At 71.0% G+C, this 26,445-nt stretch carries 24 protein-coding genes; 12 read left to right on the top strand and 12 right to left on the bottom strand.

Features of this window, described 5'->3' with window-relative positions:
- Positions 1-108 precede the first annotated feature (108 nt).
- On the top strand, positions 109-747 hold the full coding sequence (locus tag ACPPVO_RS42730; RefSeq protein WP_426514797.1) for an HAD family hydrolase: 639 nt from the start codon (positions 109-111) through the stop codon (positions 745-747).
- 131 nt (positions 748-878) lie between these two features.
- Here the strand turns inward: ACPPVO_RS42730 and ACPPVO_RS42725 are convergent, their stop codons facing one another.
- From ACPPVO_RS42725 to ACPPVO_RS42695, 7 genes are all read right to left on the bottom strand, one after another.
- Entirely contained in the window at positions 879-3,431 is a 2,553-nt protein-coding gene (locus ACPPVO_RS42725; RefSeq protein WP_426504266.1) for an ABC transporter permease, read from the bottom strand.
- Between the two features lie 5 nt (positions 3,432-3,436).
- Complete coding sequence (locus ACPPVO_RS42720; protein ID WP_360382335.1) at positions 3,437-4,192, bottom strand: ABC transporter ATP-binding protein; 756 nt, start codon at positions 4,190-4,192, stop codon at positions 3,437-3,439.
- A 248-nt stretch (positions 4,193-4,440) separates the two neighbouring features.
- Entirely contained in the window at positions 4,441-7,002 is a 2,562-nt protein-coding gene (locus tag ACPPVO_RS42715; RefSeq protein WP_426504265.1) for an ABC transporter permease, read from the bottom strand.
- Between the two features lie 5 nt (positions 7,003-7,007).
- Positions 7,008-7,787: an ABC transporter ATP-binding protein gene (locus tag ACPPVO_RS42710; RefSeq protein ID WP_426504264.1), complete on the bottom strand. Its 780-nt coding sequence runs from the start codon at positions 7,785-7,787 to the stop codon at positions 7,008-7,010.
- 91 nt (positions 7,788-7,878) lie between these two features.
- Complete coding sequence (locus ACPPVO_RS42705) at positions 7,879-8,484, bottom strand: LuxR C-terminal-related transcriptional regulator (protein ID WP_426514796.1); 606 nt, start codon at positions 8,482-8,484, stop codon at positions 7,879-7,881.
- 65 nt (positions 8,485-8,549) lie between these two features.
- The gene (locus tag ACPPVO_RS42700) at positions 8,550-9,758 is read right to left on the bottom strand and encodes a sensor histidine kinase (protein ID WP_426504263.1); all 1,209 of its coding nucleotides are present in this window, start codon (positions 9,756-9,758) and stop codon (positions 8,550-8,552) included.
- 863 nt (positions 9,759-10,621) lie between these two features.
- Positions 10,622-11,467, bottom strand: a complete 846-nt coding sequence (locus tag ACPPVO_RS42695; protein WP_426504262.1) for a RecB family exonuclease — start codon at positions 11,465-11,467, stop codon at positions 10,622-10,624.
- A gap of 71 nt (positions 11,468-11,538) precedes the next feature.
- On the opposite strand from ACPPVO_RS42695, the gene ACPPVO_RS42690 reads away from it, so the two are divergent.
- The 3 genes from ACPPVO_RS42690 to ACPPVO_RS42680 are packed head-to-tail and all read left to right on the top strand — an operon-like array spanning position 11,539 to position 14,241.
- The gene (locus ACPPVO_RS42690) at positions 11,539-12,750 is read left to right on the top strand and encodes a site-2 protease family protein (RefSeq protein ID WP_426504261.1); all 1,212 of its coding nucleotides are present in this window, start codon (positions 11,539-11,541) and stop codon (positions 12,748-12,750) included.
- Positions 12,747-13,694, top strand: coding sequence for a tRNA (adenine-N1)-methyltransferase (locus ACPPVO_RS42685; RefSeq protein ID WP_426504260.1), 948 nt, complete (start codon positions 12,747-12,749; stop codon positions 13,692-13,694). Before ACPPVO_RS42690 ends, ACPPVO_RS42685 begins: the two co-directional genes overlap by 4 nt.
- Positions 13,672-14,241 (top strand): hypothetical protein, encoded by a 570-nt coding sequence (locus ACPPVO_RS42680; RefSeq protein ID WP_223094089.1) that lies wholly within the window; start codon positions 13,672-13,674, stop codon positions 14,239-14,241. The genes ACPPVO_RS42685 and ACPPVO_RS42680 overlap by 23 nt, the downstream gene beginning before the upstream one ends.
- A 56-nt stretch (positions 14,242-14,297) precedes the next feature.
- Here the strand turns inward: ACPPVO_RS42680 and ACPPVO_RS42675 are convergent, their stop codons facing one another.
- Complete coding sequence (locus ACPPVO_RS42675; RefSeq protein WP_426514795.1) at positions 14,298-14,588, bottom strand: ferredoxin; 291 nt, start codon at positions 14,586-14,588, stop codon at positions 14,298-14,300.
- A gap of 209 nt (positions 14,589-14,797) precedes the next feature.
- Here ACPPVO_RS42675 and arc point away from each other — a divergent pair, with 209 nt between their 5' ends.
- The 5 genes from arc to prcA all read left to right on the top strand — a co-directional run bounded on the left by arc (position 14,798) and on the right by prcA (position 20,396).
- Positions 14,798-16,564, top strand: a complete 1,767-nt coding sequence (gene arc, locus ACPPVO_RS42670; protein WP_426504259.1) for a proteasome ATPase — start codon at positions 14,798-14,800, stop codon at positions 16,562-16,564.
- A 116-nt stretch (positions 16,565-16,680) separates the two neighbouring features.
- Positions 16,681-18,198 (top strand): depupylase/deamidase Dop, encoded by a 1,518-nt coding sequence (gene dop / locus ACPPVO_RS42665; protein WP_426504258.1) that lies wholly within the window; start codon positions 16,681-16,683, stop codon positions 18,196-18,198.
- A 46-nt stretch (positions 18,199-18,244) separates the two neighbouring features.
- Positions 18,245-18,460, top strand: a complete 216-nt coding sequence (locus ACPPVO_RS42660) for a ubiquitin-like protein Pup (protein ID WP_345129507.1) — start codon at positions 18,245-18,247, stop codon at positions 18,458-18,460.
- A 293-nt stretch (positions 18,461-18,753) separates the two neighbouring features.
- Positions 18,754-19,494 (top strand): proteasome subunit beta, encoded by a 741-nt coding sequence (gene prcB / locus ACPPVO_RS42655; protein ID WP_426514794.1) that lies wholly within the window; start codon positions 18,754-18,756, stop codon positions 19,492-19,494.
- A 50-nt stretch (positions 19,495-19,544) separates the two neighbouring features.
- Positions 19,545-20,396 (top strand): proteasome subunit alpha, encoded by an 852-nt coding sequence (gene prcA / locus ACPPVO_RS42650; protein ID WP_426504257.1) that lies wholly within the window; start codon positions 19,545-19,547, stop codon positions 20,394-20,396.
- 50 nt (positions 20,397-20,446) lie between these two features.
- Here prcA and ACPPVO_RS42645 read toward each other — a convergent pair whose 3' ends face one another.
- The 4 genes from ACPPVO_RS42645 to rfbB form a co-directional block, all read right to left on the bottom strand.
- Entirely contained in the window at positions 20,447-21,148 is a 702-nt protein-coding gene (locus ACPPVO_RS42645) for a glycosyltransferase family 2 protein (protein WP_426504256.1), read from the bottom strand.
- Positions 21,135-21,527: a DUF2304 domain-containing protein gene (locus ACPPVO_RS42640; protein ID WP_426504255.1), complete on the bottom strand. Its 393-nt coding sequence runs from the start codon at positions 21,525-21,527 to the stop codon at positions 21,135-21,137. The genes ACPPVO_RS42645 and ACPPVO_RS42640 overlap by 14 nt, the downstream gene beginning before the upstream one ends.
- Positions 21,524-22,369, bottom strand: coding sequence for a dTDP-4-dehydrorhamnose reductase (gene rfbD, locus ACPPVO_RS42635; protein ID WP_426504254.1), 846 nt, complete (start codon positions 22,367-22,369; stop codon positions 21,524-21,526). Before rfbD ends, ACPPVO_RS42640 begins: the two co-directional genes overlap by 4 nt.
- Before the next feature lie 80 nt (positions 22,370-22,449).
- Positions 22,450-23,442 (bottom strand): dTDP-glucose 4,6-dehydratase, encoded by a 993-nt coding sequence (rfbB, locus tag ACPPVO_RS42630; RefSeq protein ID WP_426504253.1) that lies wholly within the window; start codon positions 23,440-23,442, stop codon positions 22,450-22,452.
- A gap of 95 nt (positions 23,443-23,537) precedes the next feature.
- On the opposite strand from rfbB, the gene rfbA reads away from it, so the two are divergent.
- The 3 genes from rfbA to pafA are packed head-to-tail and all read left to right on the top strand — an operon-like array spanning position 23,538 to position 26,435.
- Entirely contained in the window at positions 23,538-24,407 is an 870-nt protein-coding gene (rfbA, locus tag ACPPVO_RS42625) for a glucose-1-phosphate thymidylyltransferase RfbA (protein ID WP_426504252.1), read from the top strand.
- Positions 24,408-24,441: 34 nt separating this feature from the next.
- Complete coding sequence (locus tag ACPPVO_RS42620; RefSeq protein WP_426504251.1) at positions 24,442-25,041, top strand: dTDP-4-dehydrorhamnose 3,5-epimerase family protein; 600 nt, start codon at positions 24,442-24,444, stop codon at positions 25,039-25,041.
- A gap of 35 nt (positions 25,042-25,076) precedes the next feature.
- Positions 25,077-26,435, top strand: coding sequence for a Pup--protein ligase (gene pafA / locus ACPPVO_RS42615; RefSeq protein WP_426504250.1), 1,359 nt, complete (start codon positions 25,077-25,079; stop codon positions 26,433-26,435).
- Positions 26,436-26,445: the final 10 nt, after the last annotated feature.

Raw genomic sequence — 26,445 nt, 5'->3', positions numbered from 1 at the left:
GCCAGCGCGGGCGTTTCGGCGTGTCGTGAGTTTGCGCACGTAAGCGGGCGGCGAGCGGCAAGCGGCAACCCGCAGCGGGCAGGATCCGGAACCGTGGCGATGCAGGCGGTGCTCTTCGACATGGACGGAACGCTCGTCGACAGCGAGAAGATCTGGGAGGTGGGCCTCAACGAGCTCGCCGACCACTACGGCCGTACCCTCTCCGTCCAGGCCCGGCGCGCCATGGTCGGCACCAACATGACCGACTCGATGCGCATCCTGCACGAGGACCTCGGCCTGCCCCTGACCCGCGCGGCCATGGACGTGAGCGTCGTGTGGCTCGAGGAGCGGGTGAAGGAGCTGCTGCGCGCGGGGGTGCCGTGGCGGCCGGGGGCGAAGGAGCTGCTCGGGGCGCTCAAGGCGGCCGGCGTACCGCTGGCCCTGGTCACCGCCACCCACCGGCACCTGGTCGACGTCGCGCTGCTCACCATCGGGGCCGGGCACTTCGACGCCGTCGTGGCCGGCGACGAGGTGGATCGGACCAAGCCGCACCCGATGCCGTACCTGACCGCGGCGGCCATGGTCGGCGCCGAGGCGGCGAACTGCGTGGCGGTCGAGGACTCGCCCAACGGGATCGCGAGCGCGCGGGCGGCCGGGTGTGCCGTGCTGGCGGTACCGTGCGAGGTCGCCCTCGACCCCGAGGGCGTCACGCTGATCGGCTCCCTGCTCGACGTGGACGTCGACTACCTGCGCAAGCTGGTCGCCTGACGCGGCGGTGCAGGGTTTGAGGGGGTGTGGGTGGAGCGAAGCTCCCCCACCGCGAGCGCCAGCGAGCCAGGAATACAGCCAGACGCCCGCGACCCCTGAAGGGCCGCGGGCGTCCACCCCCGATGTACCGATCAGTCGTGCGCGATGGCCTGCAGGACGTTCACCCGCGCGGCCCGGATCGACGGCAGCACCGCGGCCACGACGCCGACCAGGGCCGCCAGCACCAGGTACGTGCCCATCTGGGTCCACGGGAACGCCATGCGGGTGAAGCCGTCGTCCTTGAGCGCGTGGACCACCGCCGAGCCGAGCCCGATGCCCACGCCCAGGCCGAGCAGGGCGCCGAAGACCGAGATGACCACGGCCTCCACGGTGACCATGCGCATCGTCTGCGCCCGCCGCATGCCGATCGCGCGCAGCAGGCCCAGCTCGCGGGTCCGCTCCAGCACCGACAGCGCCAGGGTGTTGACGATGCCGAGGACCGCGATGAGGATCGCCAGGGCCAGCAGCACCTGGATCATGGTGAGGAGCTGGTCGAACTGGGCCGACTGCGCCGCCACGTACTCGGCGCGGTTGGCCACCGACACCTCCGGGTTGTCCTTGAGCAGGGTGTCGACCTGCCGCTGGACGTCGGCGACGGCGGTGCCGGGGGAGACCTTGAGGTACCCCCAGGACGGCTGCTGCACCCGGAAGTCCGGGATCAGGTCCTTCGAGACGATGATGCCGCCGGCGACGTTGCTCTTCGTGTAGATGCCGACGATCGTCACGTGGTGCACGTCGCCGTGGGTGAACTGCATGTCCACGCTCCGGCCGACCGTGTAGCCGTGCTCCTTGGCGGTGTCCGGGTCGACGACCGCCTGGTCCTTGCCGGTGAACTGCAGCGCGCCCTGCTGCGGGGTCAGCTTGAACATGCCGGCCCACGCGGGGAGGTCCGGCACCGCCGAGACGCTGTGGCGCTCGGTGCCGACCTGCCCGTACTCCCAGTACTCCGACGCCGCGCTGGAGACCCCCGGGATGTGCGCCGCCGAGTCCATCACGGCCGGGTCGAAGGTCGCCGGGCCGTTCTGGTCGCCGTCGCCGGAGATGATCAGGTCGACGGTGACGTCCTTGGCGGCCTGCTGGGTCAGGCTCGACTTGGCCGAGGCGAGGATGACGTTGACGCCGGTGATGAGGGCCAGGCCGACCATGAGGGCGGCCGCGGTGATCGCCGTGCGGCGCGGGTTGCGGCCCGAGTTGAGCCGGCCCAGCTTGCCCGGCACCGACCAGGAGAACAGCCGGCCGAGCAGGCTGACGACCGGGCGGGCCAGCAGCGGGGTGAGCAGCGCGACGCCGATGAACGTCACGAGCACGCCGCCGAGGATCAGGAACAGCGTGGTGTTGCCGCTGCCGGTGCCGTTGAGGCCCAGGCCCAGCAGGGTGCCGCCGGCGGCGCCGACGACCGCGCCGCTGACCGTGAGCTTCGTCAGCGGCCGGTCGGGCGTGGACACCTCCTGCAGCGCGGCGATCGGCGGGATGCGGCTGGCGCGCAGGGCCGGCAGTACCGCCGCCACGACCGTCACGACCAGACCGACCACGAAGGCGCTGATGACCGCGGCGGCGGGCACGCCGACGGAGGCCAGGGCGACGCCCGTGAGGTTGCCGAAGAGCCAGGCCAGCAGTACCCCGACGCCGACGCCGGCGGCGAGCCCCAGCACGGAGGCGACCAGCCCGATCGCGACCGCCTCGGTGAGCACCGAGCCGAGCGTCTGGCCGCGGCTCCCGCCGAGAGCCCGCATGAGGGCCAGCTCCCGGGTGCGCTGGGCGACGATGATCGAGAACGTGTTGAGGATCAGGAAGGTCCCGACGAACAGCGCCACGCCGGCGAAGCCGATCAGGATGTTGTTGAAGAAGCCGAGGCCGGCCTTGAAGTCCTTGCTGGTGGCGGCCTGCATCTCCTCGTTGGTCTGGACCTTGTAGTCGGCCCCGGCCATCGCGGCGATCCGGTCCCGCAGCTGCGCGTGCGTGACGCCGGGCTCGGCCTTCACGTCGATGCTGCTGAAGGCGCCCGGCTGGCCGAGCATCAGGTCCTGGGCGACGGGCGTGGTGAACATGACCTCGAGCGCCCCGCCGATGGAGTCACGGTCGCCGCTGTACCCGAAGATGCCGACGAGCGTGAAGGTCTTCTTCGGCTGCAGGGTCAGCACCCCGACCTGGTCGCCGACCTTGATCCCGGCCGCCTTGGCCGTGGCCGCGTTGACCACGATCTCGTTGTCGGCGGCGGGAGCGTGGCCCTCGCGCAGCTTGAGCAGGTCCGTCTCGCCGGTCCAGTTCTCGCCGAGGCGCGGCGGGCCGAACGTGGTGACGACCTTGCCGTCCTTGCCGACGACCCGGGCCCCGTCGGCGCCGACCTGGGCGGTCACCGCGGCCACGCCGGGCACCGCCTTGACCTTGTCCGCGAAGGCGGCGGGGATGCCGGTGCTCTGCTGCTGCGGGCCGTCGAACCCGGCGTCGCCCAGCGGCGGCTTCTTGGTGACCTGCACGTCGATGCCGGCGTAGGCGGAGGCGAACAGGCTGTCGAACGAGCGGCCGAGGGTGTCGGTGAGCACGAACGCGCCCGACACGAACATGACCCCGAGCACGACCGCGAGCCCGGAGAGCACCAGCCGCAGCTTGCGCGACAGCAGGCTCTTGAGGGTGGCCTTCAGCATGGTGCTCAGACCACCTTGTCGAGGCGCTTGAGCCGGTCCAGGACGGCGTCGGCGGTCGGCGCGTGCAGCTCGTCGACGATGTGGCCGTCGGCGAGGAACACGACGCGGTCGGCGTAGGAGGCCGCGTTCGGGTCGTGGGTCACCATGACGATCGTCTGGCCGAAGTCGCGGACCGAGTTGCGCAGGAACGACAGCACCTCGGCGCCGGAGCGCGAGTCGAGGTTGCCGGTGGGCTCGTCGGCGAAGATGACCTCGGGCCGCGAGACCAGGGCCCGGGCGCAGGCGACGCGCTGCTGCTGGCCGCCGGAGAGCTGGCTCGGGCGGTGCGAGAGCCGGTCGCGCAGGCCGACCGTGTCAATGACGGTGTCGTACCAGGCCGGGTCGGCCTTGCGCCCGCCGATCGACAGCGGCAGGAGGATGTTCTCCTCGGCCGTGAGCGTCGGCAGCAGGTTGAACTGCTGGAAGATGAAGCCGACCTTGTTGCGGCGCAGGTTCGTCAGCCCCCGGTCCGACAGGTCGGTGATCTTCGTGTCGCCGACGTACACCTGCCCGCGCGTCACCGCGTCGAGGCCGGCGAGGCAGTGCATGAGCGTCGACTTGCCCGAGCCCGACGGTCCCATGATGGCCGTGAAGTGGCCCTTCTCCAGCTCCACCGACACGCCCGCGAGGGCGTTGACCTGCGCCTCGCCGGAGCCGTAGACCTTCCATACGTCGACCGCCCGCGCGGCCACCTCGGTGCGCGTCGCAACCGATGCAGTCATGATTCCCCCTGGTGAATGGTGTGCCTGAATCTTCTCGGCGATCGGGCCGGGAATCGTCCGCCGCGGGGTAGTAGCGGCCACCGATATTGCGCTGGGGGAGCAGCCCCGAGCCGGGACGGGGCGGTTGGGGGAGCATCCCTTAGGCGATGTCAGGGACAACCCCGAAACGGCACTCACAGCTTTCTCAGACGCGCAGAAAAAGGGCCGCGGCCACCCCGAGGTGACCGCGGCCCGATGTTTCCGGAGCGCTATTCGTACGCGATCGCGCCGAGCACGTTCAGGCGCACCGCGCGCACCGACGGGATGAGGCCCGCGATGCCGCCGATGACGATCGAGGCGATGAAGTACACCACCATGAGCATCCACGGCAGCGTGATCGCTCCGAACCCGATCGCGTCCTTCAGCGCCGTCACGATCGCCGCGCCCAGCGCGGCCCCGACGGCCAGGCCCAGCACGGTGCCGAAGACGGTGATGACGATCGACTCGGTCGTCACCATCCGCCAGGTCTGGCCGCGCCGCAGCCCGACCGCCCGCAGCAGGCCCAGCTCCCGGGTGCGTTCGATGACCGACAGCAGCAGCGTGTTGATGACGCCGAGGACCGAGATGGCCAGGGCGATGAGCAGCAGCACCTGCACGATGACCAGGATGCTGGTGAACTGCTGCTGGTTGCTGCTGATGTACTCGTCCTTGGTGTAGGCCTGGACCTTCGGGTTGTCCTTGACCACGTCGTTGGCGGCGTCCTTGACCCCGGTGACCGAGGCGCCGTCCTTGGCCGCGAGGAACGCCTGCCACGCCTGCGGGAAGGCGAAGCCCGCCTTCGCGTCGGCGTAGTCGACCACGATGCCGCCGCCGACGTTCGTCGGGCCGCTGATGCCGACGAGCGTGAGCGTCTTCTGCTGGCCCTTGGCGAACGTCACCGTGATCGTGCTGCCGAGCTTGAAGCTGCGGTTGTCGGCGGTCTTGCGGTCCACCATGAACTCGCCGGGCCCGAGCCGGTCGATGCGCCCCTCGTCGGTCTTGAGCTTGAGCACGGTCGCGACCGCGGCCGGGTCCAGGTACGAGGTGACGAACTCCTGCTTGCCGTCGACCTGCACCGCGTCGGCGCTGAACGCGGCGACCGTCTGCACGTCGGGCAGCTGCTGGAGGCCCTTGAGCTGGTCGTCGGTGATGAGGGGCGGGATCTCGTTGGTCCGCTGGCCCAGCACGACGACGTCGGCGGCGAGGTCCTGGTCGAGCGTGTCGCCGAGCGCCGTGGACAGCGAGGTGAAGATGGTGCTGATCGCCGTCACGATCGCGATGCCGATCATGACCGCGCCGGCGGTGATGGCCGTGCGGCGCGGGTTGCGCGAGGAGTTGCGCCGCCCGAGCTTGCCCGGCACCGACCAGGACAGCGCCGAGCCCAGCGCCGCCACCAGCGGCTTGGAGATGATCGGGGTCAGCAGCGCGACGCCGATGAGCACGCCGAGCACGCCGCCGAAGACCAGCGCCAGGGTGGCGCCGCCGGCCCCGGTCAGGCCCCAGACCAGCGCGCCGGTGGCCAGCGCGGTGACGATCGCGCCGGAAACAGTGAGCCTGGTCAGCGGTCGGTCGGGGGTGGCCGATTCGCGCATCGCCGCGATCGGGGCGACCCGCGACGCCTTCACCGCCGGCATGAGCGCGGCGACGATCGTCACGCCGATGCCGATGACGAACGAGGCGATGACCGCCGAGATCGGGAAGCCGAGGCCGGCGACCTGGGCGCCGTCGGCGAGGCCGACGAACAGCTGGGCGCCGAGGGCCCCGAGGCCGAGCCCGACGAGGAAGCCGAACAGCGAGCCTACGATCCCGATCAGGACGGCTTCCAGCAGTACCGAGCGCAGGATCTGGCCCCGCGCGGCGCCCATCGCCCGCAGCAGCGCGAGCTCCTGCGTGCGCTGGGCCACGATGATCGAGAACGTGTTGAGGATCAGGAACACGCCCACGAGCAGCGCGACGGCGCCGAAGCCCAGCAGGACGTAGTTGACGTACTTCAGGATGTTCTTGATGCCCTGGCTGGACTGCTCGGACAGCTCCTTGCCGGTCTGCACCTCGAACTGGCCGCCGAGGCTCGCCTTGACGGTGTCGCGCAGCTGCTCGTCGCTGACCCCGGACGCCGCCTTGACGTCGATGGCGTTGTACTGCCCGGGCGCCTGCAGCATCGCGGACTGGGCCTGGCGGGTGGTGAAGAAGACCGCGCTCTCGCCGGCCATCGAGTCACGCCCGCCGGCGTACTGCATCAGCCCCACGATCCGGTAGGTCGCGCGCTGCTGGTCGCGGGTGATCACGTCCATCGTATCGCCGACCTTGACCTTCGCGGTCTTGGCCAGGCCGTTGTTGACGACGATCTCGTCGTCGGCCTGCGGCCCGCGGCCCTGGTACAGGTGGACCAGGTCGTCCTCGCCGCTCCAGCTCCCGCCGAACTGCTGGCCGGTCTGGTTGACCACGACCTTGCCGTTCTTGCCGATCGGGGTCGCGCCGTTGAGGAAGACCCCGCCGGTGGCCTTGGCCACCCCGGGCAGGGCCGCGACCTTGTCCACGGTCGCGGCGGCGATCGGCGTGGTCGGGTCGGTGGCCCCGCCGCCGCCCTGCTGGGTCGTGACCGCGGGCTTGGCCGAGACCTGCACGTCGGTGTACGTGAAGATGTTGGCGAACAGGTTGTCGAAGGTGCGCCCGAGCGTGTCGGTGAGCACGAGTGAACCGGACACGAACATGACCGACAGCACGACCGCGAGGGTCGACAGCGTCAGCCGCAGCTTGCGCGCCAGGAGGCTCTTCAGCGTCGCCTTGAGCATGGCGGTCAGGCCACCTCGTCCGCGAGCCGGCCGGCGGCGTTGTCGAGGCCCTTGAGCTTGTCGAGCACCGCGTCGGCGGTGGGGTCGCGCAGCTCGTCGACGATGCGGCCGTCGGCCAGGAAGATGACCCGGTCGGCGTACGAGGCCGCGTTCGGGTCGTGGGTGACCATGACGATCGTCTGCCCGAACTCCCGCACCGAGTTGCGCAGGAACGACAGCACCTCGGCGCCGGAGCGCGAGTCGAGGTTGCCGGTGGGCTCGTCGGCGAAGATGACCTCGGGCCGCGAGACCAGGGCCCGCGCGCACGCGACGCGCTGCTGCTGGCCGCCGGAGAGCTGGCTGGGCCGGTGCCCGAGCCGGTCGCCGAGGCCGACCGTCTTGATGACGGTGTCGTACCACGCCGGGTCGGCCTTGCGCCCCGCGATCGACAGCGGCAGGAGGATGTTCTCCTCGGCCGTGAGCGTCGGCAACAGGTTGAACTGCTGGAAGATGAACCCGACCTTGGTGCGGCGCAGGTCGGTGAGGGCCTTGTCCGACATGCCGGTCAGCCGCGTGTCACCGATCAGGATGTCCCCGCGCGTGACCGAGTCCAGGCCCGCCAGCGTGTGCATCAGCGTCGACTTGCCCGACCCGGACGGGCCCATGATCGCGGTGTAGCGGCCGCGCTCGAGCTCGACGCTCACCCCGTGCAGCGCGATGACCTGAGCCTCGCCGCTGCCGTACACCTTCCACACGTCGACCGCGCGCGCGGCGATGCCGTTGCCGGTCGTGACGTTCGTGGTCACCCTCGGTTTCCCCTCGTGAGGTGGTTCCCCTACCTTGTCCACCTCACGCTAAGACCGCCGCGCACGAGATCCCTCGTCCCTGGGAACGACCTCAGGACCCGGGCCGGACCAGTCCCGTCTCGTACGCGAGGACGACGGCCTGCACCCGATCGCGTAGACCGAGCTTCGTCAGTACGTGCCCCACGTGCGTCTTGACGGTCGTCTCGCTCACGGAGAGTGCCCGCGCGATCTCCGCGTTGGACAGCCCCTTGGCCAGCTGCACGAGCACCTCCCGCTCCCGGTCGGTGAGCACCCGCAGGTCGTGGGGCGGCTCGGCGGCCGGGTCGGGCAGCGTGTCGGCGAACTTGTCGAGGAGCCGCTTGAGGATGCGCGGCGCCACCACGGCCTCGCCCGCGGCGACCGTCCGGATGGCGATCACGAGGTCGTCGGCGGGCACGTCCTTGGCGAGGAACCCGCTGGCCCCGGCCCGCAGCGCCCCGACGACGTACTCGTCGAGGTCGAACGTCGTCAGGATGAGCACCCGGACCGGCAGCTTGGCGTCGACGATCGTGCGGGTGGCCGCGACCCCGTCCATGCGGGGCATGCGGATGTCCATGAGCACCACGTCGGGCAGCAGCCGCCGGGCCAGCTCGACGGCCTCGACCCCGTCACCGGCCTCGGCCACGATGTCGAGGTCGGGCTCCCCGCCGAGCACCATCCGGAACCCGGTGCGCAGCAGCGGCTGGTCATCGGCGAGCAACAGCCGGATCGGACGCGCCTGAGTCAACTCGCCAACTGCCTCTCTGCGGGCACCTCGATCGGAATGCGGGCATGCACACGATATCCGCCGCCCGGCCGGGGCCCGGTCCGCAGCGTCCCCCCGTACAACATCACGCGCTCCCGCATCCCCAGCAACCCGTGCCCGACGGCCGCCGTCCCGAGCTGCGGCCCCCGCCCGGTATCGCAGATCTCCACGGTCACGTCGGCCGGCGTGAAGGCCAGCCGGACCTCGACGGTGGCGGCCCCGGCGTGCTTGAGCGCGTTGGTGAGGGCCTCCTGCACGATGCGGTACAGCGTGAGCGAGACCCCCGGGTCGAGCACGCCCGGCTCCCCGTCGACCCGCAGCGTGGCCGGCAGCCCCGCCTCCCGGATCTGCTCGACCAGCCCCTCGATCCCGGCCAGCCCCGGCTGCGGCGCGAGCTCGCCGGCCGGCTCGGCCTCGGTACGCAGCACGCTGAGCAGCCGCCGCATCTCCCGCAGCGCCGTACGCCCGGTCTCCTCGATTGTCGCGAGGGCCTCGTCGGCCGCGGCCGGGTCCCGCCCGAGCATCCGCCGCGACCCGGTGGCGAGCACCCCCATGACGCTGACGTGGTGCGCGACGACGTCGTGCAGCTCCCGGGCGATGCGCCGCCGCTCCTCGGCCACGGCCTTCTCGGTCAGCGCCCGCTGCGTGGTCTCGGCCGTCCGGGCCCGATCCTCGAGCGCGGCGATATAGGCGCGCCGCGTCGCCACGGTCCGCCCGACCGTGAAACAAATGAGCGCACTCATGGCGTTGAATACGAAGAAGATCTTGGAGTCCGGATAAAATGCGCTGGCCCCGGTGCGGCCGACAACCATCGCCAGCGTCATTCCGGGCACCCACATGGCGGCGGTGGCAAGAATCGCGGCCCGGATCGGCAGATAAGCGGCGGCGGTATAGGTGACGACAATGACACCGAGCCCGCCGTCGACGAGTTCGAGCTGCCCGGCGAACGGCACCAGAATGTGCAGCGACGTCCACCCGATGGCGACCCAGAGCGCCCGCCGCCGCAGCGCGACGGCGACCATCCCGATACAGTCGTAGGCGAGCTGGGCCGGGAGGTCGACGACCCCGAACGCCCGCCGCGCCAGCGACTCGAGCAGCGCACTGACGCTCATGAGCAGCAGCGCGAGCGCAACGTCCTGAGCGAGCGCGTTCCCGCGCCGCCCGAGCAACTCCCTGACCCTGCGCACGCTATCGACGGTATAGGCCCGCGAGCCAACCACGTTCATCGCCGCGCGCGACGGGGCCCTCGTCCGCAAGGATGAGAGGGCATCATCCGCAGCGGCACCCGGCAACCGCAAAGTCGGACCCGCCCGCCGCCCACGCCCGACTCGGACCGGCACCACGGCCCGATCGGCCGCCGCGCGGGCTCAAGCCGGACCAGCGCCGCGGGCTGCGGGCCGATCGGTCGCCGAGCCGGCCCGGACCGGCGCCGCGGGCTGTGGGCTGGTCGGTCGCCGGGTGCGGGTCGGGTCGGACTGGCGCTGCGGGCCGGTCGGTCGCCGAGCCGGCCCGGACCGGCGCTGCGGGCTGCGGGCCGATCGGTCGCCGAGCCGGCCCGGACCGGCGCCGCGGGCTGTGGGTCGGTCGGTCGGTCGCCGAGTCGGCCCGGACTGGCGCTGCGGGCTGTGGGCTGCTCGGTCGCCGGGTCGGCCCGGACTGGCGCTGCGGGCCGGTTGGTCGCAGCGCCGACTCGGACTGGCGCCGTGGGCCGGTGAGGGCGCGCCGGCTCGGATGGGCGCCGCAGGTCAGTCAGCCGCCGCGCCGACCCGGCGGTCCGGGCGCCCCGAATCGCCGATTTGCACCCGGCGCAGCGAAGACCGCCGCCGCCGGGACGCGCACGAGACGCAGCTCGCATGGCGTTCTGGGCCGGCGGTGTCCGTCGCGCCGACCCGCCGATCCGCATCTGGCACGGCGACGACCGCCGCCGGCGCGATGCGGACCGCGCAGGAAGCCAGGAGACGCAGCCGACGCTTCAGTCCCGCTCGACCCGCCGCCCCGGCTGACCTCTCCGTTCCGCTCGACCCGCCGCCCCGGCGACGCCGGTGACCCCTCAGTCCCGCTCGACCACCACCGCCCCCGAGTCCGAGGCAACCGCCGGAAACGCCGGCGGCGTCCCCCCGTAGGCCGGGCAAAGCGCCTGATGCGCGCACCACCCGCACAGCCGCGACGGCTTGGCCCGGAAGTCCTGCGCCGCCGTCGCCGCCGAGATCGCCTCCCACAGCGCGAGCAGCGTCCGCTCGAAGCGCTCCAGGTCGTCGGCGTCCGGGGCGAAGTCGCAGACCTCCTGGTCCCGCAGGTACATCAGCCGCAGCACCCGTGGCACGACGCCCCGGGTCCGCCACAGCACCAGGGCGTAGAACTTGAGCTGGAACATCGCGCGGGCCTCGAACGCCTCGCGGGGCGCCCCGCCCGTCTTGTAGTCGACGACCCGCACGTCCCCGGCCGGGGACACGTCGAGGCGGTCGATGATGCCGCGGATCACCAGGCGGCCGTCGACCTGCGCCTCCACGTAGGCCTCGCGGTCGGCCGGCTCCAGCCGGTTGGGGTCCTCGAGCGCGAAATACCCGCCGAGCAGCTCCCGGGCCTCGTGGAGGAACTCGTCCAGGGTGAGCGGCGACCCGGCGAAGATCGACGCCAGCTCCGGCTCCTCCTCGACCAGGCGCGCCCACTGCGGCGCCGCGAGCTCCGCCGCCCGGGCCGGGGTGCGCTCCCCGGCCGGGCTGTCGAAGAGCACCTCGAGCACGGCGTGGACGAGGGTGCCCCGGGCCTGGTCGGGGGTCGGGCGCTCCGGCAGGCGGTCGATGCTGCGGAAGCGGTACAGCAGGGGGCACGTCTTGAAGTCGGCGGCGCGCGACGGCGACAGGGTTGGCAGGGCGGAGGTAACGGGCACCGTCATGTCCAAGAGGTTAAACGGGGGGTACGACAGAAAAGTCGCCGCGAACCGCCGAACCCGTAGCATCGGGGGCAATGGACGAACACCGCACGGCACCCGCGCCGGCGTCGCCGGCGGCCCGCCCGCAGCCCCGGGAGCGGGGGGCGGGGATCCCGCTGGGCCGGATCGCCGGCGTCCCGATCTCCCTGGCGCCCTCCTGGCTGCTGCTCGCCGCCCTGATCACGATCACGTACGGCCAGTACCTCTCGGCCCGCTCCGTCCGGCTCACCCTCACCGCGGGGCTCGCCGTCGGCTTCGGCTTCGTCGTGTGCCTGCTCGTCTCGGTGCTGCTGCACGAGCTCGGCCACGCCGTCACCAGCCGGCACAGCGGCATCGGTGTGCGGGGGATCACCCTGGAGATGCTCGGCGGCTACACCGAGATGGAGCGCGAGGCCCCGCGGCCCGGCATCGAGCTGTACGTCTCGCTGTCCGGGCCGGCCGTCTCCCTCGTGCTCGGCCTGCTCGCCGCGGGCGCCGCCGCCGTCCTGCCGCCCGGCGGCATCCCGGAGACGTTCGCGTTCCAGCTGGCCCTGTCCAACATCGTCGTCGCCGTCTTCAACGCCCTGCCCGGGCTGCCGCTGGACGGCGGACGGGCCCTGCAGGCGCTGGTCTGGAAGCTGACCGGCGACCCGAACACGGGCCGGATCGTGGCCGGCTGGGTCGGGCGGCTGCTCGCCGTGGCGACCGCCGGCGTGGCCCTGCTCCTGCTGTTCTCGCCCCTGGTCAAGGGGTACTTCGGCGTCCTGTTCACCCTCCTGGTCGCGCTCACCATGTGGGTCGGGGCCGGTCAGGCGATCCGGCACGCGAAGGCGGTGGGCCGCCTGCCCCCGTTCAGCGCCCGCGAGCTGGCCCGGCCCCTGGTGGCCCTGACCGCGCACACCCCGCTGTCGGAGGCGGACCGGATCGCGGCCCTCGGCGACGACGGCCGGCCGGTGGTCGCGGTCGTCGAGTCCAGCGGCAGCCTGCTGGGCTTCGTGCACGGCGCCTCGGCGCGGGCGGTGCCGGCCGAGCGGCGGCCCTGGGTGCCGCTCGGCGACGTCACCCGGCGTATCGACCGCCAGCACGTGCTCCCCGGCGATCTGCGCGGCGCCGACCTGCTCGCGGCGATCAGGGACGACCCGGGCGGCGACTACCTGGTGGTCACCGGGGAGGATGTGCACGGCGTCCTGCGCGGCGCCGAGCTCGTCTCCCTCGTGGCCCCAGGTCGGCGGCCGCGCCGGCCGACATCCCGGAGGAACAGCACGTGACCGTGGAAAGCCCCGCCCAGACCCCGTCCGCCGTCCGTAGGGGCGCGTTCGTCCCCGGCGACCGGGTCCAGCTCACCGACCCCAAGGGCCGGATGCACACGATCGTGCTGGAGCCGGGCAAGGAGTTCCACACCCACCGCGGGCGACTCGCCCACGACGAGCTCATCGGCGCGCCCGACGGCAGCGTGGTGAACTCCACCGGCGGCACCGCCTACCTCGCCCTGCGCCCGCTGCTGAGCGACTACGTGCTGTCCATGCCCCGGGGCGCTCAGGTGATCTACCCCAAGGACGCCGCCCAGATCGTGGCCATGGGCGACGTCTTCCCGGGCGCCCGCGTGCTCGAGGCCGGGGCCGGCTCCGGCGCGCTGACCTGCTCGCTCCTGCGGGCAGTGGGGCCCGGGGGGAGCGTGACGTCGTACGAGATGCGCGAGGACTTCGCCGCGATCGCCCGGCGCAACGTCGAGGCGTTCCTCGGCCCGCAGCCCGGGTGGACCCTGCGGGTCGGCGACGTGGCCGGCTGCGAAGACGACGGGTTCGATCGGATTATCCTTGACATGCTCACTCCGTGGGAGATCCTGCCGCTCGTGTCGCGGGCGCTGATCCCCGGCGGGGTGTTCATCGGCTATGTGGCAACTACACCCCAATTGTCGGAGTTGGTGGAGGCCTTGCGCGAGGATGGTGGGTACACCGAGCCTCGTGCATGGGAGAGTCTGGTGCGTGACTGGCACGCGGAGGGCCTGGCCGTGCGGCCCGACCACCGCATGATCGCGCACACGGCGTTCCTGGTCAGCGCCCGCAAGCTCGCGCCGGGCGTCACCGCGCCGCCGCGCCGGCGCAAACCGAGCAAGGGGGCCGAGGCGTACGCGGCACGGCGGCTGGCGGCCGCCGCGGCCGCACGGGCAGACGAGGAGGCCGAGGGGCATGAGCCGACCGAGCTTCAGTGACCTACCCGCGGTCTTTCCCGACTGGTCGCCGTACCCGGACCTCGAGTCGGCGGCCCGGGCATACCTGCGCGATCCGGACATCGCGCTCGACGCCATGGCCGGCGTCCTGCGCGGCCAGAGCGTGCTGGGCTTCACCCTGGAGCGATTCGTCAACGACGTGAACGGGGTCTGGCAGGAGGTCGTCGTCTGCGACGGCAACCGGCTGATCCTCTGGCACGGCGAGGACATCCCGCCGGAGGAGGCGCCGCCGGGCTCGATGACCTCGTCGCTGCGGGTGGTGGCCCTCTCCGCGGTGACCGAGGTCGGCTGCCGCCGGCGCATCAGCCGCAACCCGAACGGCACCCACCGGGTCGACAGCGTCGACGTGTACCTGCTGCTCACGTCCCTCGACGAGGCCAACGTGGCGGCCGAGGAGGCGGGCTCGGTGATCCGTCACGACGCGCTGCGCTTCGGCAAGACCCTCGACGACGGCGGCGCGGGCCAGATCGCCCGGCTGGAGGAGTTCGCGCGCCTGGTGAGCTCCCTGGTCGGCAAACCTATGCTGTAAGAAATTTCATTCAGCTTCATTCACGCATGGCCGGCCGGGGGAGAAACGCCCCCGGGTCAGTCCTCCGCGTTGGGGCCGGCCACGGGCGCGTCGTCGGACTCGCGGTGCACGTGGATGCAGTCGCCGGGGCACTCCTTGGCCGCGTCGATGACCTCGAGCCGCAGGTGGGAGGGCACGCCGACCCGGCTGCCGGGCGCCAGCTGCAGCTCGCCGTCGTCGCCCTTCACGTAGGCCAGGCCGTCCACGTCGAACTCGAAGACCTCCGGGGCGTACTGCACGCACAGCCCGTCGCCGGTGCACAGGTCCTGGTCGACCCACACCTGCAGGCTGTCCTGGGTAGTCTCCACGCTCACCAGCATGACGCTACCCGACACCGCCGAGGCCGTGCACCGGACCGTGACACACGCCGCAGCGGGCCGGAAAAGGGCGTGCATAGGGCCCTTCGAGTATCCCGGATTTGTAAACACCCTGTGGCGCACGTGTTCGAGGGGGCCTGAACCGCCGATCAGCAGTTAGTGTTAGAGCACAACGTTCAAAGCCCCCGGGGAGGTGGGACGTGGCACGCAGCGACGACGCGGAGACGCGCGCCGCACGATGGGAGAAGGACGCCCACGATCTCTCCACGCAGGTCGCGTTTCTTCAGGAGGAACTCGCCCTGGTGCGGCGCAAGCTGACGGAGACACCGCGACACGTGCGACAGCTCGAGGAGCGGCTAGCCGCAGCGCAGGCGCAGATTGCCCGGCTGACCGAAAACAACGAGCGGCTCGTAGCCACCCTCAAGGAGGCCCGAGCCCAGATCGTGACGCTGAAGGAGGAGGTCGACCGCCTGGCACAGCCGCCGAGCGGATACGGCGTCTTCCTCGCCCGCCACGACGACGGCACCGTCGACGTGTTCACCGGCGGGCGCAAGCTGCGCGTGGCAGTCTCCCCGGCGATCGAGACCGAGGAGCTGCGCCGAGGCCAGGAGGTCCTGCTCAACGACGCCCTGAACATCGTCGACGCGCTCGGCTACGAGCGGGTCGGTGAGGTCGTCATGTTGAAGGAGGTCCTCGAGGGTGGTGACCGGGCTCTCGTCGTCTCGCACGCCGACGAGGAACGGATCGTCCACCTGGCGCACACCATCGCCGACGCGCCACTGCGCGCCGGCGACTCGCTCATGATCGAGCCGCGGTCGGCGTACGCCTACGAGCGGATTCCCAAGAGCGAGGTCGAGGAGCTCGTCCTGGAGGAGGTGCCCGACGTCGACTACCACGACATCGGCGGACTGTCCTCGCAGATCGAGATGATCCGCGACGCGGTGGAGCTGCCCTTCCTGCACGCCGAGCTGTTCCGGGAGCACAAGCTGCGCCCGCCGAAGGGCGTGCTGCTCTATGGCCCGCCCGGCTGCGGCAAGACCCTCATTGCCAAGGCGGTGGCCAACTCGCTGGCGAAGAAGATCGCCGAGCGGCGCGGCGAGGAGAAGCAGACCAGCTACTTCCTCAACATCAAGGGTCCCGAGCTGCTCAACAAGTACGTCGGCGAGACCGAGCGGCACATCCGGCTGATCTTCCAGCGCGCTCGGGAGAAGGCCGGCGAGGGTACGCCCGTCATCGTGTTCTTCGACGAGATGGACTCCGTGTTCCGCACGCGCGGCTCCGGCGTCTCCTCCGACGTGGAGAACACGATCGTCCCCCAGCTGCTCAGCGAGATCGACGGCGTGGAGGGCCTGGAGAACGTCATCGTCATCGGCGCGTCCAACCGGGAAGACATGATCGACCCGGCGATCCTGCGCCCCGGCCGGCTCGACGTGAAGATCAAGATCGAGCGACCGGACGCCGAGGCGGCCAAGGACATCTTCTCGAAGTACATCCTGACCGACGTGCCCCTGCACAAGGACGACGTCACCGAGCACGGCGACTCGAAGGACGCGACGGTCGCGGCCATGATCGACGCGGTCGTGCTGCGGATGTACTCCGAGACCGAGGAGAACCGCTTCCTCGAGGTGACCTACGCCAACGGCGACAAGGAGGTCCTGTACTTCAAGGACTTCAACTCCGGCGCGATGATCCAGAACATCGTCGACCGGGCCAAGAAGATGGCGATCAAGGACTTCCTCTCCAACGGGTCCAAGGGCGTACGCCTGCAGCACCTGCTGGACTCGTGTGTCGACGAGTTCCGGGAGAACGAGGACCTGCCCAACACCACCAACCCCGACGACTGGGCCCGCATCTCCGGCAAGAAGGGCGAGCGGATCGTGTACATCCGCACGCTCGTCTCCGGCGGTAAGGGCGCCGAGGCCGGCCGCTCGATCGAGACGGCCACCAACACCGGCCAATACCTGTAGTTCACGATGTGCCGATGAGCGGGCGGTGACCTTTTGGTCACCGCCCGCTTAAGCTTGCAGGCAAGCTGGCCCGTCCGAGTGGGCCGGACGGCCGACGATACGACTAGGGTTGTCTCATGAGTGTGCGGCGCGTGATGGGCACCGAGGTCGAGTACGGCGTGTCCGTGCCCGGCCAGCCGGGTGCGAACCCCATGGTCACGTCCTCCCAGGTGGTCAACGCCTACGGGGCGCGGCCCGAGCTCACCAAGGGCGGACGCGCCCGCTGGGACTACGAGGAGGAGTCGCCGCTGCGCGACGCCCGGGGGTTCACCTACTCAGGTGCCCTCTACGATCCGGCGGAGGCGCTGGCCGACGAGGACCTCGGCCTGGCCAACGTGATACTGACCAACGGCGCCCGGCTCTACGTCGACCACGCCCACCCCGAATACTCCACGCCCGAGGTGACCACCCCCCGCGACATCGTGCTGTGGGACAAGGCCGGCGAGCGGGTGATGGCCGAGGCCGCCCGGCGCGCCGCCACCATCCCGGGCACGCTGCCGATCCACCTGTACAAGAACAACACCGACAACAAGGGCGCCAGCTACGGCGCGCACGAGAACTACCTCATGCGCCGGCAGACCCCCTTCGCCGACATCGTCATGCACCTCACCCCGTTCTTCGTCACGCGGCAGATCGTCTGCGGCGCGGGGCGGGTCGGCATCGGGCAGGACGGCACCGGCCCGGGCTTCCAGATCTCCCAGCGGGCCGACTTCTTCGAGGTCGAGGTCGGGCTGGAGACGACGCTGAAGCGGCCCATCATCAACACGCGCGACGAGCCGCACGCCGACGCGGACAAGTACCGCCGGCTCCACGTGATCATCGGCGACGCGAACCTGTCGGAGATCTCGACGTACCTCAAGGTCGGCACCACGTCGCTCATCCTCGCGATGATCGAGGACAAGGTGCTCTCGGGTGACCTGGGCATCGCCGACCCGGTCACCGAGCTGCGGTCGGTCAGCCACGACCCGTCGCTCAAGCACCTCATCCGCATGCGTGACGGCCGCCGCCTCACCGCCCTGGACATCCAGTGGGCGTTCTACGAGCGGGCCCGCGCCTTCGTCGAGGGCCGCGAGGGCGACGACGCCGACGAGATCACCCTCGACGTGCTCAACCGCTGGGAGGACGCGCTCGACAAGCTCGGCCGCGACCCGATGCTGTGCGCCGGTGAGCTCGACTGGGTCGCCAAGCTGCGCCTGCTGGAGGGGTACCGCGAGCGCGAGTCGCTGGGCTGGAGCTCGCACAAGCTGCAGCTCGTCGACCTGCAGTACTCCGACGTGCGCCCCGAGAAGGGCCTCTACCATCGCCTGGTCGCCCGTGGCTCGATGGAGACGCTGTTCACCGAGGAAGAGGTCCAGCGCGCGATCGTCGAGCCGCCGGACGACACCCGCGCCTACTTCCGCGGGCGCTGCCTGGCCAAGTACCCGGCCGAGGTGGTGGCCGCGAGTTGGGACTCCGTCATCTTCGACGTGGGCCGCGAGTCCCTCGTCCGGGTGCCGATGATGGAGCCCGAGCGGGGGACGAAGAAACACGTCGGCGCGCTGTTCGACAAATGCCCGAGCGCGAAGGATCTGCTCGAAGCGATCACTTCCGGGTAAGTTCGAAGCAGCGGTTCTATGGTGGTCCCCCCGAGGAGGATGAGGCATGGCTACGAGGGATACGGGTGGGCAGTCCCAGTCCGGTAAGTCCCGGCGCGACGAGGAAGAGGATGTCGCTGCGCCAGAGGTCAACCCGGAGACGGCCGAACGGGTCGAGCAGCTCGGCGAGGACGTCGATGACCTCCTTGACGAGATCGACTCCGTGCTCGAGGAGAACGCCGAAGAGTTCGTCCGCGGATACGTGCAGAAGGGCGGCGAGTAGCCGCACCACGACGCCGCCCGTCCGGGTCACGCCGGGCGGGCGGCGCCTGTTCGCCCGCGGCCGGCGCCGGCCGATCGCGTCCCCACCGACGGGGTCTGTGTCATTGAGGGTTGTGGCGCGCCGCTCACCGGCGCGGCCGCGGCGTATTGTTGTCGCACCACAGTCGATCACCACGCAACCAAGGAGGGGCTCCGTTGCCGTCGGGTCTTGACCACTCAGGGCGCCCGCCCGCCGCGTTCCACGCTGCCGGGACGTCGTCCTTCACTGAGTTCCTGTCGAGCGTGGCACCGGAGATGCTCCCGGGCCGGCGGCCGCTGCCGCCGGGGATGGCGGCCGACGTGAGCGCCCACGCCACGACCATCGTCGCCATCACCTGCTCCGACGGCGTGCTCATGGGCGGCGACCGGCGCGCGACGATGGGCAACCTCATCGCCCAGCGCGACATCGAGAAGGTGTTCGCGGCCGACGCCTACTCGCTCGTCGGCATGGCCGGCACCGCGGGCTTCGGCCTGGAGATGATCCGGCTGTTCCAGGTGGAGCTCGAGCACTACGAGAAGATCGAGAGCAGCATGCTCTCCCTCGAGGGCAAGGCCAACCGCCTGGCCAGCATGGTGCGCAACAACCTCGGCGCGGCGATGCAGGGCCTGGCCGTGGTGCCGCTCTTCGCCGGCTTCGACACCGACGCCAAGAGCGTCGACAAGGCCGGGCGGATCTTCAGCTTCGACGTCGCCGGCGGGGTGTACGAGGAGCGCGGGTACGACTCGATCGGCTCCGGCTCGCTGTTCGCCAAGTCGTCGCTGAAGAAGCGCTTCCGGCGCGGCGTGACCACCGACGAGGCCGTGAAGCTCGCCATCGAGGCGCTCTACGACGCCGCCGACGACGACACCGCCACCGGCGGCCCCGACCTGCTGCGCAACATCTTCCCGGTGATCATGACCGCGACGGTCGAGGGCACCCGGCGGCTCAGCGACGACGAGACCCGCGCGGCCGCCGAGCAGGTCATCGCCGAGCGGCGCGACAACCCCGACATCTGAACCCAGCCCCAGCAGCCCGCCCCACCACCAGCGAAGGAGAACCCGCCACCGTGGCCATGCAGTTCTACGCCTCGCCCGAGCAGATCATGCGGGACCGCTCGGAGTACGCCCGCAAGGGCATCGCTCGTGGCCGCAGCGTCATGGTGCTCAGCTACGAGGGCGGCGTGCTGTTCGTGGCCGAGAACCTCTCCACCGCGCTGCACAAGGTCAGTGAGATCTACGACCGCATCGGCTTCGCCGCCGTCGGGCGCTACCCGGAGTTCGAGGCCCTGCGCTCCGCCGGGGTGCGCCTGGCGGACCTGCACGGGTACTCCTACGCCCGCGGCGACGTGACCGGCCGGCAGATCGCCAACTTCTACGCGCGCAACCTCGGGGCGATCTTCACCCAGGAGCAGAAGCCGTACGAGGTGGAGATCTGCGTCGCCGAGGCGGGCCTCACCGCGGAGGACGACGAGCTCTACCGGATCACCTACGACGGCTCCGTCCAGGACGAGCAGGGCATGGTGACCATGGGCGGGCAGTCCGACGCCGTCGCCACCGCCGTGAAAAGCCGCCTGCGGCCCGACCAGACGCTCGCTGAGGCCCTGAAGCTCGCGGTGGACGGTCTGGGCAGTGTCGGCGGCGAGAACGGCCAGCCGCGCAAGCTGGCGGCCCACCAGCTCGAGGTCGCGGTCCTCGACCGCAACCGCCCGGGCCGCACGTTCCGCCGGCTCACCGGCCTCGCCCTGACCGCCATCCTCGAGGACACCTCGGCCGCGGGCGCGCAGGACGTCGAGGAGGGCCTGGAGGACAAGCCGCAGCCGCCCGCCTCGCCGAGCACGCCGGCCGACAACGCCTCCGGCGGCACCGAGGCCCCGGCCGAGGAGAGCAAGCCCGAGGAGAGCAAGTCCGAGGACGAGTAGCGCCTTGATGGTGGGGTCCGGCCGGACCCCACCATCGCCAGGCGAAGGCGTCAGGCCCGGATGATCGCCAGGAGCAGCACGACGAACGCCCGCCCGAGGTAGATCGTCGCCTTGACGGGGGAGTTGCTCGGCGTCCCGGCCATCCGCGGGCGCATCGCGACCGGGATCTGCGTGATCCGGAAGCCGTTGCGCGCCAGCCGGACCAGCACCTCGATCGTGTCGCCGAGGTACTCGGCCGGGTACCAGTGCGCGAAGAACTCGATCGTGCGCCGGTTGCACGCGCGGTGCCCCGACGTCGTGTCGGTCAGTCGGGTTCGCGACAGCCGCGACAGTACCGCCGAAAGCATTTTCATCGCCCACTGGCGCGGACCCTTGACGCTGTAGCCGCCCTCGCCCGCGAACCGGGCCCCGATCACCAGGTCGTGATCGTCGAGCGCGTCGACAAGCTTCGGGATGTACCGCGGGTCGTGCTGCCCGTCCGCGTCGACCTGGATCGCCACGTCGTAGCCGTGGTCGCGGGCGTAGCGGTACCCGGTGCGCATCGCCCCGCCGACGCCCAGGTTGAACGGCAGCTTCGCCACGATCGCCCCGGCGTCGGCGGCCTTGATCGCGGTGTCGTCGGTGGAGCCGTCGTCGACCACGATGATGTCGACCGACGGCAGCTCGCCGTGCACCTCCCGGACCACCTCGCCGATCGACCCCGACTCGTTCCACGCCGGGATGATGATCAGGACCTTCTTACCGTTGATCATCGCGGGCCGCCTCGATCGCCTCGTGCGGGATCTCGTCCTGTGGCTTCGGGCGCCCCAGCTCGCTGCGCAGCAGCGCGAGGTCCTCGGCCAGCGTCCGGGTCTCCTCCTCCAACCGGCTGACCTCCCAGCTCAGGTGCACCGTGACCAGCAGCAGGAAGACGATGCCGAGGAACAGCACCAGGCTCACGCCGGAGGCGATGCCCAGCAGCTTCGCCGTGCGGTCGGTGATGAACGGGAAGAACGCCAGCGGCAACATGACGATGCTGACGACCAGCCAGAGGATGGCGTACTTCTCCTGCAGCTGCCGCCGCCGCAGCAGCTCGACCATGAAGGCGAGCACCGCCAGCGCGGTCAGACCGGTGACGATCGTGAGCTTCACCGGGCACCTCCGGACACCATGTCATGCAGCATGGCACGCCAGTCCCGCATCGGGGCCAGCCCGGCCCCGGCCCAGCGCTCATGGCCGAGCACGCTGAACGCGGGCCGCCGCGCCGGGCGCACGTACGCGGCGCTCGTGGTGCGGCGCACCCGGGCCGGGTCGTGCCCGGACTCGGCGAACACCGCCTCGGCCAGCCCGTGCCAGGAGACGCGGCCGGAGGCGGTGCCGTGGTACACCCCGGCGGGCGCCCCCGACTCCGCCAGCGCCACCAGGCGCTCGGCCAGGTCGCGCGACCATGTCGGCTGCCCGACCTGGTCGTCGACGACCTCGACGAAGTCGCGCTCCCGGGCCAGCTGCAGCATCGTGCGCACGAAGCTGCGGCCGTGCTCGCCGTAGAGCCAGGCGGTCCGCACGACGTACCCGGTCCCGGGCAGCGCGTCGAGCACGGCCCGCTCGCCGGCGAGCTTGCTGCGGCCGTAGGCGTTGATCGGCGCCGTCGGGGCGTCCTCGGCGTAGGGCTCGGCGGCGTCGCCGGGGAACACGTAGTCGGTGGAGACGTGCACGAGCCGGGCCCCGGCGGCGGCGCACCCGGCGGCCAGGACGGCCACGCCGGTGCCGTTGACCGCTGTCGCACCGGCCTCGTCGGCCTCTGCGCCGTCGACGTCGGTCCAGGCCGCGGCGTTGAGGACCACGTCGTGGCCCTCGACCACGGACCGGACCTGCGCCGCGTCCGTGATGTCCAGCTCCGCCCGGGTTGCGGCGGTCACCTCCCGGCCGTCGAGCACGGCCAGCAGGTCGCGGCCCAGCATCCCGCCGGCCCCCGTGACGAGAAAACGGGTCATGCGCCCTCCGCTTCGCTCCGGCCGCACGACCCCCGAGCCGAGCCCATCATGACCGGCCCCTCCGCTCCGCTCCGGACCGGTCATGAGTTCAGCGCCGCCTGCGCCTTGAGCGGCTCCCACCAGGCGCGGTTGTCCTGGTACCAGGCGACCGTCTCGGCGATGCCCTGCTCGAACGTGACCTGCGGGGTGTACCCGAGCTCATTGCTGATCTTGTCGATCGACAGCGAGTACCGCCGATCATGGCCCTTGCGGTCCTCGACGTAGCGCACCGACGAGTCCCAGTCCCGCCCGGTGGCGCCGAGCAGGACCTCGGTCAGCTCCCGGTTGGTCAGCTCGCGGCCGCCGCCGATGTTGTAGACCTCGCCGGCCCGGCCCTTCTCCAGCGCGAGCTGGATGCCGGCACAGTGGTCGGAGACGTGCAGCCAGTCGCGGATGTTGCCGCCGTCGCCGTAGAGGGGGACGGTCCCGCCGTCGATGAGGTTGGTGACGAAGAGCGGAATCACCTTTTCGGGGAACTGGTAGTGGCCGTAGTTGTTCGAGCAGCGGGTCACCACCACCTCCATCCCGTGGGTGCGGTGGTAGGCCAGGGCGAGCAGGTCCGAGCCGGCCTTCGAAGCCGAGTACGGCGAGTTCGGGGCCAGTGGCCACTCCTCGGTCCAGGAGCCCTCCTGGATCGAGCCGTACACCTCGTCGGTGGACACGTGCAGGAAGCGCCCGACCCCGGCCGCCCGGGCCGCGTCGAGCAGCACCTGGGTGCCCAGCACGTTGGTGGTCACGAACGGGCCGGCGCCGAGGATCGAGCGGTCGACGTGGGACTCCGCGGCGAAGTGCACGACGGCGTCGTGGCCGGGCATGAGCCCGGTGACGAGCTCGGTGTCGCAGATGTCGCCCTCCACGAACGTGAGCGCGGAGTCGTGCTGAACCGGGGCGAGGTTCGCCCGGTTACCCGAATAGGTGAGCTTGTCGAGGACGGTCACGGCCGCGCCCGCGTACGCGGGGTAACCGCCGCTGAGCAGGGTGCGCACGTAATGGGAGCCGATGAAACCGGCTCCGCCGGTGACGAGGATTCTCACGGGTTCGAGAGTCTAGTGGACCCGCGCTGGTTCCCCGGTTGACCCTGGGCGCGTCCGGGTCGACCCCGGTGTTGCCCGTCCCGTACGGTGGCCGGGTGCGCGGCATCATCCTCGCCGGTGGGACCGGCTCACGTCTGTGGCCCCTGACCAAGGCCGTGTCGAAGCAGCTGATGCCCGTCTTCGACAAGCCGATGATCTACTACCCGCTCACCACCCTCGTCATGGCGGGCATCCGCGACATCCTCGTGATCACCACCCCCGAGGACCAGGACCAGTTCCTCCGGCTGCTCGGCGACGGCTCCCAGTGGGGGCTCAACCTGCAGTACGCGGCCCAGCCCCGCCCCGAGGGCCTGGCCCAGGCGTTCATCATCGGCGCCGAGTTCATCGGCGGCGACAGCGTGGCGCTGGTGCTGGGCGACAACATCTTCCACGGCGGCGCGCTCGGCCAGCGGCTCGCCGACAACGCCGAGATCATCGGCGGGCGGGTCTTCGCCTACCCGGTGTCGAACCCCCAGGACTACGGCGTCGTCGAGTTCGCCCCCGACGGGCGGGTGCTCTCGATCGAGGAGAAGCCGATCCGGCCCAAGTCCCGCTACGCGGTGCCCGGCCTGTACTTCTACGACAACCGCGTCGTGCAGATCGCCCGCGACCTCAAGCCCAGCGACCGCGGCGAGCTCGAGATCACCGCCGTGAACGCGGCCTACCTCGAGCGCGGGGAGCTGCACGTCGGCGTCCTCGACCGCGGTACCGCCTGGCTGGACACGGGCACGTTCCACACCATGGTCCAGGCGGCCGAGTTCGTGCGCGTGATCGAGGAGCGGCAGGGCTTCAAGATCGGCTGTGTCGAGGAGGTCTGCTGGCGCGCCGGGCTCATCGACGACGACCGGCTGCGCGAGCTCGCCGAGCCGCTGCGCAAGAGCGGATACGGGGAGTACCTGCTCGACCTCCTCGATTGGCAGAATTGACACCGCACCACGACCGACACGCTGGAGTGAGCACGTGAAGATCCGACAGCTCTCGATCGGCGGCGCCTGGGAGATCACCCCCGTCCTGCACGGGGATCCCCGGGGCCTGTTCACCGAGTTCTACCGCTTCGACCACCTGACCGAGGAGGTCGGCCACCCGCTGCGGCTGGCCCAGGGCAACCTGTCGGTCTCGGCCCGCGGCGTGGTGCGCGGCGTCCACTACGCCGACGTGCCGCCCGGGCAGGCGAAGTACGTGACCTGCATCCGCGGCGCCGTGCTCGACGTGGTCGTGGACATCCGGGTCGGCTCGCCCACCTTCGGGCAGTGGGACAGCGTGCAGCTCGACGAGGTCGACCGCCGCGCCGTGTACCTCTCCGAAGGCCTCGGCCACGCATTCTGTGCGCTCACCGACGACGCCACGCTCACCTATCTGGTGTCGGAGACCTACAACCCGTCGGGGGAGCACGACCTGCACCCGCTCGACCCCGACCTCGCCATCGCGTGGCCCGTCGCCGAGCCGGTGCTGTCGGCCCGCGATGCCAAGGCCCCCACGCTCGCGCAGCGCCTCGAGGAAGGGCGCCTGCCGGACTACGCCACCTGCCAGAGGTATACCGAAAGTCTCCGCTCCCAATAGGTTCGAATCGGCGTTCAGGCGGCTAATGTCTGTACATGGACCGGCGAATTTTCGGCCTTGAGACCGAATACGGGGTCACGTGTACCTACCGGGGACAGCGCCGCCTGTCGCCGGACGAGGTCGCCCGCTATCTGTTCCGGCGCGTCGTGTCGTGGGGCCGTTCCAGCAACGTGTTCCTGCGCAACGGCGCGCGCCTTTACCTTGATGTGGGCTCCCACCCGGAATACGCCACGCCCGAATGCGACTCCGTGCCCGACCTGGTCGCCCACGACCGGGCCGGCGAGCGCATCCTCGAGGGCCTGCTCGTCGACGCCGAGCGCCGGCTGCACGACGAGGGGATCGCGGGCGAGATCTACCTGTTCAAGAACAACACGGACTCCGCCGGCAACTCGTACGGCTGCCACGAGAACTACCTGGTCAGCCGGCACGGCGAGTTCGGCCGTCTCGCCGACATCCTCATCCCGTTCCTGGTCACCCGCCAGCTGATCTGCGGCGCCGGCAAAGTGCTGCAGACCCCGCGCGGCGCCGTGTACTGCCTCTCGCAGCGCGCCGAGCACATCTGGGAAGGCGTGTCCTCGGCGACCACCCGGTCCCGGCCCATCATCAACACCCGCGACGAGCCGCACGCGGACGCCGAGCGGTACCGCCGCCTGCACGTCATCGTCGGCGACTCGAACATGAACGAGGTCACCACGCTGCTCAAGGTCGGCACCGCGGACATCGTGCTGCGGATGATCGAGGCCGGCGTGGCCATGCGGGACCTCTCGCTGGAGAACCCGATCCGGGCCATCCGCGAGGTGTCGCACGACATCACCGGCCGCCGCCGCGTGCGCCTCGCCAGCGGCAAGGAGATCTCGGCGCTGGAGATCCAGCAGGAGTACTACGACAAGGCCACCGAGTTCCTGGACCGCCGCGGCGCCGATGCGGCCACCAAGCGGGTCATGGACCTGTGGGGCCGCGTGCTGGGCGCCGTGGACAGCGGCAACCACAAGGAGGTCGAGCGCGAGGTCGACTGGGTGACCAAGCTCGGGCTGATCGAGCGGTACCAGGCCAAGCACGACCTGCCGCTGTCCCACCCGCGGGTGGCGCAGATGGACCTCGCCTACCACGACCTGCGCCGCGGCCGCGGCCTCTACGGGCTGCTGGAGAAGCGCGGCTCGGTCGACCGCGTCGCCACCGACCTGGAGATCTTCGAGGCCAAGGAGACCCCGCCGCAGACGACCCGGGCCCGCCTGCGCGGCGAGTTCATCCGCCACGCCCAGGAGCGCCGCCGCGACTTCACCGTCGACTGGGTGCACCTCAAGCTGAACGACCAGGCGCAGCGGACCGTGCTGTGCAAGGACCCGTTCCGCGCCTACGACGAGCGGGTCGACCGCCTGATCGCGAGCATGTGACGGCCGGCGC

The organism is Dactylosporangium sp. McL0621 (assembly GCF_049995355.1).
GTDB lineage: Bacteria > Actinomycetota > Actinomycetes > Mycobacteriales > Micromonosporaceae > Dactylosporangium.
This window is presented reverse-complemented; position numbering and strand designations above follow the sequence as displayed.